Genomic DNA, 11,954 nt, shown 5'->3' with positions numbered 1-11,954 from the left:
CGCGGGCCGCCGCCCGGGGCGAGCCGGGCCGGCTGCCCGGAGTGCGGAACGGGGCCGGGCGGGGCGGCGGAAGTGGCTAGGGTGAAGGCGGATCGGCCTTCGGGCCGCGCAACACTCGCTGCTCGTTCGGAGGCGGTCATGTCGGCGACCCGTTACACCTACCTCGGGCCCGCGGGCACGTTCACCGAGGCCGCCCTGCGCACCCTGCCGGAGGCCGGGACTCGGGAGCTGACGCCGATGGCGTCGGTGTCGGCGGCGCTGGACGCGGTGCGGGCGGGCGAGGCCGCGGGCGCGATGGTGGCGATCGAGAACTCGGTGGACGGCGCGGTCACCACCACCAGCGACGAGCTGATCAACGGCAGCCCGCTGATGATCTACCGCGAGGTGCTGCTGCCGATCTCGTTCGCGGTGCTGGTGCGGCCGGGCACGGCGCTGTCGGACGTGAAGACGGTCAGCGGCCACCCGGTGGCCCAGCCGCAGGTGCGGCACTGGCTGGCCGCGCACCTGCCGGACGCGCAGTGGGAGTCGGCGGCGTCCAACGCGGAGGCGGCCCGGCTGGTCCAGGACGGCCGCTACGACGCGGCGGTGGCGGGGGCGTTCGCCGCCGAGCTGTACGGGCTGGAGGTGCTGTCCGACGAGATCCACGACGCGGCGGCGCCGACCACCCGGTTCGTGCTGGCGGGCCGTCCGGGGCGGGTGTCCTCGGCGACCGGCTGGGACAAGACCTCGATGGTGGTGTGGCTGCCGGAGGACCACCCGGGCGCGCTGCTGGAGCTGCTCCAGGAGTTCGCGGTGCGCGGGATCAACCTGATGCGGATCGAGTCCCGGCCGACCGGCGAGGGCATGGGCAACTACTGCTTCCTGATCGACTGCGAGGGGCACCTCAGCGAGCGGCGGGTCAGCGAGGCGCTGATGGGCCTGAAGCGGATCTGCCCGCAGGTGCGTTTCCTCGGCTCCTACCCGCGGGCCGACCAGGGCACCTCCGCGCCGCTGCGGGCCGGCACCTCGGACCTGGATTTCGCGAACGCCGCGGACTGGCTGTCGCGCTGCCTGGACGGGCGCGGGGAGCTCTGAGCGCGCCCCCCGGCGCGGGGGTGCGATTCCGGCCGGACGGGACAGTGCGCCGTCCCGTTCCGTTCATTTCCGACCTGCCCGCACGTCACCTGCCCGGCCGAGCGCCGTTCACCGGCGGTGCGGCCGGGCGCCGCGCGGGCGGGGGCGGGCGGGGCGGTTCATCCACAGGGCGGCGGTCGGCGTCCACAGGGGCGGTTGTCCCCAGCTGACGGGCAGTTATCCACAGGGCCCGGGGCGAGTCGACAAACCGGTAAAGAAACCCCCAGCACCGGTCAGATCATCTGCTAGGGGTGCGGAGTGGACTTATCGGACCAGAGTCGCCCTCGCGCCGACAAATCACCTGGGCGAGCGAGCGAATTCCCTCACTCGGGAAGTCGAATCGAGGTTTGAAACCTGGAATTCCCGGTTCGGACGCCTGCGGACCTTCGGTTTCCCGCTGTCCACAGGCCCGGCCCGGAACCTGTGGATAACCCGCCCCCGGCGGAGTTGTCCACCGGGGTTATCCACAGGCGGGGCCGGGTTATCCCCAGGCCGGACGGGGCCGCTCCGCACCCCTCCCCCGGCGGCCCGGGGCAGGATGCCGCATTCCCCGACAGAACGCCACGGACCACCGCACACCGCGCACCGGCCGGAACCCGCCCCCGGCCGAGCCGGGCGGCGTCCCGGAGCGCCCCCCGCCCACCGGTAGGCTGGAGCCCGTGATCGACCTTCGCCTGCTCCGTGACGACCCCGAGCGAGTGCGCACCTCGCAGCGCTCCCGTGGTGAGGACGTCGACCTGGTCGACGCCCTGCTCTCCGCCGACGAACGCCGCCGCGCGTCCGGCACCCGCTTCGACGAACTGCGCGCCGAGCAGAAGCAGCTGGGCAAGCTGGTGGCCGCCGCCAAGGGCGAGGAGAAGGCCGCCCTGCTGGCCCGCACCAAGGAGCTGGCCGCCGAGGTGAAGGCCGCCGACGCCGCGCAGGGCGAGGCCCGGGAGGAGGCCGAGCGGCTGCAGCGCGCGCTGGCCAACCTGATCGACCCGGCCGCCCCGGTCGGCGGCGAGGAGGACTTCGTCACGCTGGAGGAGATCGGCACCCCGCGCGACTTCGCCGCCGAGGGCTTCGAGCCCCGCGACCACGTCGAGCTCGGCCAGCTGCTCGGCGCGATCGACACCGAGCGCGGCGCCAAGGTGGCCGGCGCCCGCTCCTACTACCTGACCGGCCCCGGCGCGCTGCTGGAGCTGGCCCTGGTCAACATGGCGATGGCGCGGGCCACCGCGGTCGGCTTCACCCCGATGATCACCCCGGCGCTGGTGCGCCCCGCCGCGATGGACGGCACCGGCTTCCTCGGCCAGGCCGCCGAGAACGTGTACTACCTCGCCGACGACGACCGCTACCTGGTCGGCACCAGCGAGGTCCCGCTCGCCGCGTACCACATGGACGAGATCCTGGACGCCGAGCGGCTCCCGCTGCGCTACGCCGGCTTCTCCTCCTGCTTCCGCCGCGAGGCCGGCACCTACGGCAAGGACACCCGCGGCATCATCCGGGTCCACCAGTTCGAGAAGGTGGAGATGTTCGTCTTCACCGCCCCCGAGGACGCCGAGGCCGAGCACCGCCGCCTGCTCCAGTGGGAGAAGGACTTCCTGAACGCGCTGGAACTGCCCTACCGGGTGATCGACGTCGCCTCCGGCGACCTCGGCGCCTCCGCCGCCCGCAAGTTCGACATCGAGGCGTGGGTGCCGACCCAGGGCAAGTACCGCGAGGTCACCTCCACCTCCAACACCACCGAGTACCAGGCCCGCCGGCTCTCCATCCGGATGCGCGACGCCGACGGCGTCCGCCCGCTCGCCACCCTCAACGGCACCCTGGTCGCCGTCCCCCGGGTGATCGTCGCGCTGCTGGAGAACCACCAGCGGGCGGACGGCTCGGTGGTCCTCCCCGAGGCGCTGCGGCCCTTCCTCGGCGGGAAGGCCGTGCTGGAGCCCGTCACCAAGTAACGCCCCTCTCCCAGGAGCACCCCGCGCCATGAGCACCGCACCCCTGCCCTACCGGCTGGTCGCCACCGACCTCGACGGGACGCTGCTCACCAGCGCCGAGAACGTCTCCGCCCGCACCCGCGCGGCCCTGGGCGCGGTCACCGCGCTCGGGGCGAAGCACATCATCGTCACCGGGCGCTCGGCCGGCTGGACCAGGCCGGTGCTCGACGAGATCGGGTACGACGGGATAGCGGTGTGCGGGCAGGGCGCCCAGGTCTACGACGCGGGCGCGCACAAGCTGATCACCTCCGTCACCCTGGACCGGCGGCTGGCCGCGGTCGCCCTCGCCAAGATCGAGGCCGAGGTCGGCCCGCTCGCCGTCGCCGCCAACCAGGACGGCCTGGACGGCGAGGTGCTCGCCGGGCCCGGCTACAAGCTGCGGATCGGCGCCGAGCTGCCGCTGCGCCCGGTCGCCCCCGACCAGCTGCTGGCCACCCCCGTCAGCAAGCTCTACATCCAGCACCCCGAGCTGACCGACGACCAGCTCGCCGAGGCCGCCTGGTCGGTGGCCGGCCAGCTGGTCGGCATCACGATGGCCGGCGCGGGCATCGTCGAACTCCTCCCGCTCGGCCTGACCAAGGCCACCGGCCTCTCGCTGGCCGCCCGCCGACTGGGCGTCACCGCCGCCGAGACGATCGCCTTCGGCGACATGCCCAACGACGTCCCGATGTTCCACTGGGCCGGGTACGGCGTGGCGATGGGCAACGCGCACGAGCGGCTGCGCGCGGTGGCCGACGAGGTGACGGTCGACAACGACGAGGACGGCGTGGCCGTGGTGCTGGAGCGGGTGTTCGGGCTGCGCTGAGCCGCACCGCCCCGCGGGGACGGCGGAGGGGCCGGGCGTCCGCCCGGCCCCTCCGCCGTCCGTACTGCCCTGCCGTGACCTGCCGTCACCTGCCGTCCGGTCAGCCGTAGCTGACGTTGGAGCAGGCGTCGTCGTCCGCCGAGCGGGCGTTCTCGGCGACCTGGGAGGCGACCGGGCCCGGGTCGGTGGCGCCGGCGGCCGGGGCCGTGCCCGCGTAGTCCTTGCCGAGGATCAGCGTGACGCCCGCGCCGCCGCCCGCCTCGACGGTCGAGCCGGGGAACAGCGCGGCCACCGCCTCGGCGTGCGCCTTCTGCCCGGCGGAGCCGTACTGCACCACCGTGGTGGCGTGGTTCTGGCTGGCCGCGTTGCCGGTCGCGGTGATGGTGTAGTTGGCGGCCTTGAGGGTCGCGGCGGCCTTGGTGCCGAGGCCGCCGGTGGTGGTGCCGTTGTAGACGGCGACCTTCACGCCGGTGCCGTCCGCGGGCGGGGCCGAGGTGGCGGGCGGCGTGGCCGGGTCGGGGCTCGGGGCGGCGGTGCCCGCGCTGGCGTCCTTCCCGTCCAGGGTGCGGTCGGCCTTGAGCGCGGCCCAGAGCTGGTCGACCTCGGGGTGGTTGAGGCCGATCCGCTCGCCCTGGTAGTGCCAGGGGGTGGTGAGGAACTTGATGTCGTGCAGGTCGATGTTCTTGAGCGTCATCGCCAGGTCGGTCAGCTTCTGCACGCTGCCCAGGTCCTCGTCCACCGTCAGCGACTTGGTGGCGGCGTCGGCCAGCGGGAACAGGCTGGTCGGGCTCATCCCGTTCGCCTTGACCTGCTTGATCAGCGAGGAGAGGAACGCCTGCTGGCGCTGCATCCGGCCGACGTCGGAGCCGTCGCCGATGCCGTGGCGCAGCCGGACGTAGTCCAGCGCGGCCTGGCCCTCGACCTTCTGGACGCCCTTCGGGTAGACCAGGTTGCCCTTGCGGGGCAGGTTGGGGTTGATGTCCCGCTCGTAGATGTCGTTGGGCAGGCAGACCTCGACGCCGCCGACCGCCTTGGTCATCGCGGCGAAGCCCTCGAAGTTGACCACGATGGTGTGGTCGACCCGGAGGTTGGTGAGCTGCTCGACGGTGTTCTGGGTGCAGGCCGGGTTGCCGTCCTTGAAGTTGCCCACCGAGAAGGCGCTGTTGAACATGGCGTCGGTCTGGGGCTTGGTCCAACTCTTGTTCGCCAGCATGCACTTGGGGATGTCGACCAGGGCGTCGCGGGGGAACGAGACGCCGACGGCGTGCTTGTGGTCGGCGTAGACGTGCAGCAGGATCGTGGTGTCGGAGCGGGCGCCGCCCTCGTCGCCGCCGCCGAGGTCCTTGTTCGCGCCGTCGCGCGAGTCGGAGCCGATCAGCAGGATGTTCATCGGCTTGTTGCCGTTGGCGTCGGCCTGCGCCTCCGGCGGGCGGCTCTCGCTGACGCCGGCACTGTCCCAGGAGGAGAGGTTGGCGTTCAGCCGCCAGTAGAGGAAGCCTCCGGTGCCGACCACGGCGAGGCTGGTGCCGACCAGGCTCCAGACGACGATCCGCTTGGTCCGGCGGGGCGGTTTGCGGCGGCCCTGGGCGGCGGCCCGGCCGCCACCGCCGCCCTGCGCGGCCCGGCGGGCCTCCGCCCGTCCGCCGCCGCCACCACCGGCACCGCCGCCACTGCCACCGCCGCCGGTGCCGCCAGCGGCTCCGGCGCGGCCCTGGGCGGCCCGGCGGGCCTCGGCGCGGCCCCGGGCGGGGGCGGCGCTGTCGTGGTCGGGGGAACGGCGGCGCGGAACGGTCGGCGCGGGTGCGTCGTCGCGCCGGGGGGCGTCCTGCCGGTAGGTGTCCCCCTGCGGCGGGAGGTTCTCCCACCAGCCGGGGTCCTCGCCCGACGACCCCGCCCTGTGGCCTGTCATACCTGCACCCTTCACCGGAGGCTGCCGTCGGGCGCCTCTGCCACCGCGCCGTCCGCCCGGATCGGCGCGGCGGACGGATGAAGCCGGAGAGCGGAGCATACAAAGGGATCATTTCCGAGTCACCGCCCGGGGCACCACTCCGAGCAATGGAACGCCAGTACGCGGACCGCCGGTTCCCGCCCCGGGTGTGAGACGCACAACGCCGCGCACGACCCACCCGCCCCGGCGGTGGGCGCGCGGGGCCGGGAGGCGCGGGACCGGCCAGTTGTAGGATGACCGGGCAAGGGGTTGTAGGATGACCGGCGTCGGTCGGTCGGTGCGTACGGAGAGGAGCCCGGGCGTGGAGGGGTTGCAGGCGGCGGGGCGGCGGTCGTTGGTGGACGCCGCGATCGAGCAGCTGCGGGAGCAACTGGCGTCCGGGGTGTGGCCGGTGGGGGCGCGGATTCCGACCGAGCACGAGCTGGCGGAGCGGCTCCAGGTGGGGCGCAACACCGTGCGGGAGGCGATCCGGGTGCTGGTGCACGCGGGGATGCTGGTGTCGCGGCAGGGGGAGGGGACGTTCGTCCGGTCGACGAGCGACCCGGCGTCGGTGCTGCGCGGGGTGCAGCGGTCGGGGGTGCGGGACGTGCTGGAGGTGCGGGCCGCGCTGGAGACCGAGGCGGCGCGGCTGGCCGCCGAGCGGCACACCGCGGAGGACCTGGCCCGGATGCGGGCGGCGCTGGAGCGGGAGGCCGCCGTGATGGCGGCGCACCCGGAGCGGGCCGGCCGGGAGGCCACCGTCGAGCACGACCTGGAGTTCCACACCGCCGTGGTGGAGGCGGCGCACAATCCGGCGCTGACCGAGGTCTACCGGTACTTCGGGGCCTCGGTGCGGGAGTCGATGCGCACCGCGTTCGGCGACCACGAGATGCCGGAGGTGGCGATCGCCACCCACGCGGCGCTGGTCGACGCGATCGAGAGCCGGGACCCGGAGCGGGCCGAGGCGGCCTGCCGGGCGCTGCTGGCGGAGCCGACGGCGGCGGTGGAGCAGCTGCTCGCCGAGATCGCCGCCCGGAAGTGACGCCCGGTCGGACCGGTCGACCCGGTTCCGTCCCTTCCCCGTTCCCCGTTCCCCCCGCACAGAGAGTCAGCCCCGCCATGTCGGTCACCCGTACCGTGCCGCCCGTCCTCGACCAGAAGGCCGGCGGCCGAAGCGCCGCCGCGTACGCCCACCCCGCCCTGCTGCTGGCCGGGATCGTGCTGGTGGCCCTGAACATGCGGGCCTGCCTGGCCGCGGTGTCGCCGATGGTCGCGGAGATCCAGCGCGCCTTCGGCCTGTCCGCCACCGCGAGCGGCCTGATCACCACCGTGCCGGTGCTGTTCCAGGGCGTGGGCGCGCCGCTCACGCCCCGGCTGACCCGGCGGTTCGGCACCGAGCGGGTGGTGCTGGGCGCGGTGCTGGCGCTGGGCGCGGGCGTGCTGCTGCGGGTGCTGCCCTCGGTGGCGGCGCTGTACGCGGGCTGCATGGTGATCGGCGTGGCGATCGCGGTGCTGAACGTGTCGATGCCGGGCCTGGTGAAGCGGGAGTTCCCGCAGCGGGCCGCGGCGATGACCGGCGTCTACTCGACCACCATGCTGGTCGGCGCGACCATGGCCGCCGGGCTGTCGGTGCCGCTGGAGCACGCGCTGGGCGGCGGCTGGCAGGCGTCGCTGGGGGCCTGGTCGGTGCTGGCGCTGGTCGCCGCGGTGGCCTGGCTGCCGCAGGTGCTGAAGGCCCGTCAGGAGCGGACGGTGCCCCTGCGGGTCGCCCCCGTCGCCCCGGCGGCGCGGTCGGAGGAGTCCGGCACCAGCCCGTGGCGGTCCGGACTGGCCTGGCAGATCAGCGTGTTCATGGGCATCTCCTCGCTGCTGGTGTACACCCTGGTGGCGTGGATGCCGACCATCCTGGCCGACCACGGGATGCCGCGCGGCGAGGCGGGCCTGGTGTTCGCGTTCAGCAACCTGGTGCAGGTGGTCGGCGCGTTCCTGGTGCCGCTGGCGGCGGGCCGGATGACCCGGCAGCGCGGGCTGGCGCTGGTGATGGCCGGGCTGAACGGCGCGGGCGTGCTGTGGCTGCTGCTGGCGCCGGTGTCCGGGGCCTGGTTCTCGGCGACGGTGCTGGGCCTGGCGCAGGGCGGCTCGCTGGGCCTGGGCCTGGCGTTCATCGTGCTGCGCACCGACAGCGTGCCGGGCGCGGCCCGGCTGGGCGGGATGAGCCAGGCGGTGGGCTACCTGGTGGCGGCGGCCGGCCCGGTGGGTGCGGGCGCGCTGCACCAGCTGACCGGCGGCTGGGACGCGACGCTGCTGGTGATGCTGGTGCTGGCCGCGGTCGCGGCGGTGGCGGGCTGGGGCGCGGGCCGCAACCGGACGGTGTGACGGGGCGGACACGCGGACGGGCGGGAAGGTCGTCGACCTTCCCGCCCGTCCGCGTGTCCGGGGCCCGCGGCCCGGTGCCGCCGGGCCTACTCCTCGCTGCCGAGGGTGAGTCCGGCCAGTTTGACCGAGGCGAGGGCGGTGGCACCCGCCGCGACGACGACCAGCAGCCAGACAGCGGTGGTCAGGCCGACCGGGGCGGTGACGGTGCCGTCGGCGGCGACCGCCTCGGTCAGGGCCAGGCCCCACTGCTGGACCGAGAGGGTGCGGGCGCCCTCGACGTAGTTGCCGATCAGGGACTCCCAGATCAGCGCGTAGGCGAGGCCGGCGATCACCGCGTGCCGGGTGAGCACGCCCAGCAGCAGGAACAGCGCGCTGTAGGCGGCGCCCGCGGCGAGCGCGCCCACCCCGTAGCCGAGCGCCACGTCGTCCCCGGGGCCGTACAGGATCAGGCCGGCGACGTAGGTGGGGACGGCGGAGAGCAGCCAGGTGCTGGCGACGGCGACGGCCAGCTTGGTGGTGACGATCTTCCAGCGGGGCAGCGGCTTGGCGAGCAGGTAGACGATCGAGCCGTCCTCGATCTCGGTGGCGATCACGCCGGTGCCGACGATCAGGCCGGTGATCGGGACCAGGGTGCCCAGGGCGAGGCTGCCCAGGACGCTGTGCGCGAGGTCCAGCTCGTCCAGGGTGCTGTTGCCGGCGATCACGGCCAGGACCAGCAGCAGGACCGGGACGGCCAGCAGGACCAGGACCCGGCGGCGGCCGAACAGGCCGCGCGCGGTGAGCCGGGCGACGGTGGTGTTCATCGGTGGGCCCTTCAGGACGAGACCAGGTACGAGAAAACGCTTTCCAGCGACTCGTCGGCCGGGGAGACGGTGTACAGGCGGATGCCGGCCTCGCGGGCGACCTTGGGCAGCAGGGTGGTGAAGCCCTGGAAGTCGATCGCCTGGATGCGCAGGGCCTTCTCGGCGGCGTCGAGTTCGATGCCCGCGGTGGAGCCGTCCGCGATCAGCGCCGAGGCGAGCCGCCGGTCGTCGCTGGAGCGCACCAGGTAGCGGTGCGGGCGGTCGGTCATCAGGCGGCGGATCTCCCGGAAGTCGCCGGACGCGGCGTGCCGCCCGGCCACCACCACCTCGATGTGGCGGGCGAGCTGCTCGACCTCCTCCAGGATGTGCGAGGAGAACAGCACGGTGCGCCCGTCGGCGCCGAACCGGCGCAGCAGCTCCATCAGGTGCAGGCGCTGGCGCGGGTCCATGCCGTTGAACGGTTCGTCCAGCAGCAGCACCGAGGGGTCGTGGACCAGCGCGGAGGCCATCTTGACCCGCTGCTTCATGCCCTTGGAGTAGGTGCCGGTGTGCCGGTCCTGGGCGTACTCCATCTCGACCAGGGCGAGGGCGTGTTCGGCGGCGGCGCCCGGGTCGGCCAGGCCGTGCAGTTCGGCGTTGGCGAGGACGAACTCCCAGCCGGTCAGGTAGTCGTACATCGACTCCTTCTCGGGGACCAGGCCGATCTCCCGGTAGACCTCCTGGTTGCGCCAGATCGGGGTGCCGTCGAGGGCGACGGTGCCGGAGGAGGGGGCGAGGAAGCCGCTCATCATGTGGATGAGGGTGGACTTCCCGGCGCCGTTGGGGCCCAGCAGGCCGGTGATGCCGGGGCCGATGGTCATGGTGACGTCGTTGACGGCGACCACGTTGCCGAACCAGCGGGAGACCTTGTCGATGGTGATGACGGCCATGGCTGCCTCTCAGACGTTCCGGTAGCGGCGCAGCATCAGCGCGTAGCCGCCGGCCGTGAGTGCGACGAGCACGGCCGCGAACACCGCCGCGCCGGCCGCGCCGGGGGCGTGCAGGACGGTGGCGCTGTCCGTCCCCAGGCCGAAGAGCCGGTTGGCCAGGGCCTCCACCAGCTGGGACGGCGAGATCAGGAACGCCCAGGCGGCGGAGTCCGACCGCAGCGGGTCGAGGCCGCCGTTGAGCGCGTAGACGATCGAGGCCAGCGCCCGGGTGATCATCAGGACGCCCATGATCGCGGCCACGCCGAAGCCGCGGCGCGGGGTGGCGGCGGCGATCAGCAGGCCGAGGGAGGCGTACAGCAGCGCGTACAGCAGGGCCGCGACCAGGCCGTACAGCAGGTGCAGCAGGTTGTCGCCGAGCGGGAACTTCGCCAGCAGCGCGCCGACGAACAGCAGCAGCAGCGGCGTGGACAGCACGATCATCAGCGCGCTGAACATCGCGGCGAACTTGGCCGCCACGTAGTCGCCGCGGGTGGCCGGGCGGGAGAAGTACAGCGGCACCACGTGGTGCCGCAGGTCCCGGGACATCAGCACGGGGGCCTGCGCGGCCAGGAAGATCTGCGGCAGGACGACGAACGTGGCCAGGTAGTCGGCGTAGTCCATCGGCATCTTGTCCAGGTGCGCGAACAGCGCGATCGCCAGCATCGCCAGTGCGGGCGCGGCCATCCCGCCCAGCAGCAGGAACGGCAGCACCTTGGACTTGCCGGAGCGGCCCAGGCCGAACGCGGCCCGCAGGCTCTGCACGTACAGCGAGCGGGTGGCGTACCGGCGGCCCAACCGCGGTCCGGTGTACGGGCGGTAGCCGATGTCGTGGATGACGCCGCTGTGGGCGTCGGCGGGGGTGGTCATGCCTGCTCGCCTCCTGCGGCCGCGGCCTGGTACGTGTCGTGGCCGTACTCGCCGTACTCGCCCGGCTCGGCCTCGTCGGACCGGGTCTCGTCCTCGTCGGACCGGGTGCTGAAGATCTCGGCGACCCGGTGGCGGCGCTGCTCCAGCCGGATCAGGCCGAGGCCGAGGTCGTCCACGGTGTCGCGGACGGTGTCGTACGTCTCGTCGCCGGCGATCTCCACCAGCAGGATGCGGCTGCCGTCGGCGCGGACCGTCAGGCCGGCCGCGGTCAGCCGCTCGCGCAGCACCGCGTCGGCGTCGAAGGCGCGGTCGACCGGGTGGTCGGTGACCTCGACGGCGAGCAGCTGGGTGGTGCCGGTGAACGAGGCGGTGGAGGAGGACCGCAGCAGCTTGCCGCCGTCGATCACCACCAGGTGGTCGCAGGTCCGCTCCAGCTCGCCCAGCAGGTGGGTGGTGACCAGCACCGAGATGCCGAAGTCGGAGTGGATGCGGCGGATCAGCCCGAGCATCTCGTCCCGGCCGACCGGGTCGAGGCCGTTGGTCGGCTCGTCCAGCAGCACCAACTGCGGGTCGTGGACCAGCGCCTGGGCCAGCTTCACCCGCTGCTTCATGCCGGTCGAGTAGCCGCCCATCGGGCGGTAGCGCTCCTCGTACAGGCCGACGTGGCGCAGGGTGTCGGCGGTGCGCTCGCGGGCCGCGGCGGCGGGCAGGCCGGACATCCGGGCCATGTGCACCACGAACTCGGTGGCGGACACGTCCGGCGGCAGGCAGTCGTGCTCCGGCATGTAGCCGACGCGTTCGCGGATCGCCGGGCCCTGGGTGGCGATGTCCAGGCCGAGCACCTGGCCGGTGCCCTCGGTGGCCGGGGACAGCCCGAGGAGGATCTTGATGAGGGTGGACTTGCCCGCGCCGTTCGCCCCGACCAGACCGACCACGCCCGGCTCCACCTCCACGGTGAGCCGGTCGAGCGCGGTGACCCGGGGGAACCTCTTGGTGAGGCCGTCCGTCTTGATGACTGTGGACACGGTCACCAACGTAGCCGTGCACCGGTGGCCCGCGGAATGCGCTGGGGAGCCGGGCTTCCCTCCCCCCACGGGATGACCGCCCGGCCCCGCCCCC

The 11,954-nt window shown here is 73.6% G+C and carries 10 protein-coding genes; 5 read left to right on the top strand and 5 right to left on the bottom strand.

Going from position 1 to position 11,954, the window contains the following annotated elements; genetic code table 11:
• Nucleotides 1-138: 138 nt before the first annotated feature.
• The 3 genes from pheA (at nucleotide 139) to QMQ26_RS18840 (ending at nucleotide 3,894) form a co-directional block, all read left to right on the top strand.
• Nucleotides 139-1,074: a prephenate dehydratase gene (gene pheA, locus QMQ26_RS18850; RefSeq protein WP_100837121.1), complete on the top strand. Its 936-nt coding sequence runs from the start codon at nucleotides 139-141 to the stop codon at nucleotides 1,072-1,074.
• A gap of 698 nt (nucleotides 1,075-1,772) precedes the next feature.
• The gene (gene serS, locus QMQ26_RS18845) at nucleotides 1,773-3,050 is read left to right on the top strand and encodes a serine--tRNA ligase (RefSeq protein WP_282202067.1); all 1,278 of its coding nucleotides are present in this window, start codon (nucleotides 1,773-1,775) and stop codon (nucleotides 3,048-3,050) included.
• Nucleotides 3,051-3,078: 28 nt separating this feature from the next.
• A complete protein-coding gene (locus QMQ26_RS18840; protein ID WP_100837123.1) occupies nucleotides 3,079-3,894 on the top strand; it encodes an HAD family hydrolase in 816 nt (271 codons plus the stop codon).
• A gap of 100 nt (nucleotides 3,895-3,994) precedes the next feature.
• On the opposite strand, the gene QMQ26_RS18835 is transcribed toward QMQ26_RS18840, so the two are convergent.
• Nucleotides 3,995-5,803 carry an LCP family protein gene (locus QMQ26_RS18835; protein ID WP_282202066.1) on the bottom strand — a complete coding sequence of 603 codons (1,809 nt, stop codon included), beginning with the start codon at nucleotides 5,801-5,803 and terminating at the stop codon, nucleotides 3,995-3,997.
• A 340-nt stretch (nucleotides 5,804-6,143) separates the two neighbouring features.
• Here QMQ26_RS18835 and QMQ26_RS18830 point away from each other — a divergent pair, with 340 nt between their 5' ends.
• Both QMQ26_RS18830 and QMQ26_RS18825 read left to right on the top strand, forming a co-directional pair.
• Nucleotides 6,144-6,863 (top strand): FadR/GntR family transcriptional regulator, encoded by a 720-nt coding sequence (locus QMQ26_RS18830; protein ID WP_282202065.1) that lies wholly within the window; start codon nucleotides 6,144-6,146, stop codon nucleotides 6,861-6,863.
• Nucleotides 6,864-6,940: 77 nt separating this feature from the next.
• Nucleotides 6,941-8,197 carry a CynX/NimT family MFS transporter gene (locus QMQ26_RS18825; RefSeq protein WP_282202064.1) on the top strand — a complete coding sequence of 419 codons (1,257 nt, stop codon included), beginning with the start codon at nucleotides 6,941-6,943 and terminating at the stop codon, nucleotides 8,195-8,197.
• An 86-nt stretch (nucleotides 8,198-8,283) separates the two neighbouring features.
• Here QMQ26_RS18825 and QMQ26_RS18820 read toward each other — a convergent pair whose 3' ends face one another.
• The 4 genes from QMQ26_RS18820 to QMQ26_RS18805 are packed head-to-tail and all read right to left on the bottom strand — an operon-like array spanning nucleotide 8,284 to nucleotide 11,860.
• The gene (locus QMQ26_RS18820; protein ID WP_100837127.1) at nucleotides 8,284-9,000 is read right to left on the bottom strand and encodes an ABC transporter permease; all 717 of its coding nucleotides are present in this window, start codon (nucleotides 8,998-9,000) and stop codon (nucleotides 8,284-8,286) included.
• A gap of 11 nt (nucleotides 9,001-9,011) precedes the next feature.
• The gene (locus QMQ26_RS18815; RefSeq protein WP_282202063.1) at nucleotides 9,012-9,929 is read right to left on the bottom strand and encodes an ABC transporter ATP-binding protein; all 918 of its coding nucleotides are present in this window, start codon (nucleotides 9,927-9,929) and stop codon (nucleotides 9,012-9,014) included.
• A gap of 9 nt (nucleotides 9,930-9,938) precedes the next feature.
• The gene (locus tag QMQ26_RS18810) at nucleotides 9,939-10,835 is read right to left on the bottom strand and encodes an ABC transporter permease (RefSeq protein WP_100837129.1); all 897 of its coding nucleotides are present in this window, start codon (nucleotides 10,833-10,835) and stop codon (nucleotides 9,939-9,941) included.
• Complete coding sequence (locus QMQ26_RS18805) at nucleotides 10,832-11,860, bottom strand: ABC transporter ATP-binding protein (RefSeq protein ID WP_100838571.1); 1,029 nt, start codon at nucleotides 11,858-11,860, stop codon at nucleotides 10,832-10,834. Before QMQ26_RS18805 ends, QMQ26_RS18810 begins: the two co-directional genes overlap by 4 nt.
• Nucleotides 11,861-11,954: the final 94 nt, after the last annotated feature.

The organism is Kitasatospora fiedleri (assembly GCF_948472415.1).
GTDB lineage: Bacteria > Actinomycetota > Actinomycetes > Streptomycetales > Streptomycetaceae > Kitasatospora > Kitasatospora fiedleri.
This window is presented reverse-complemented; position numbering and strand designations above follow the sequence as displayed.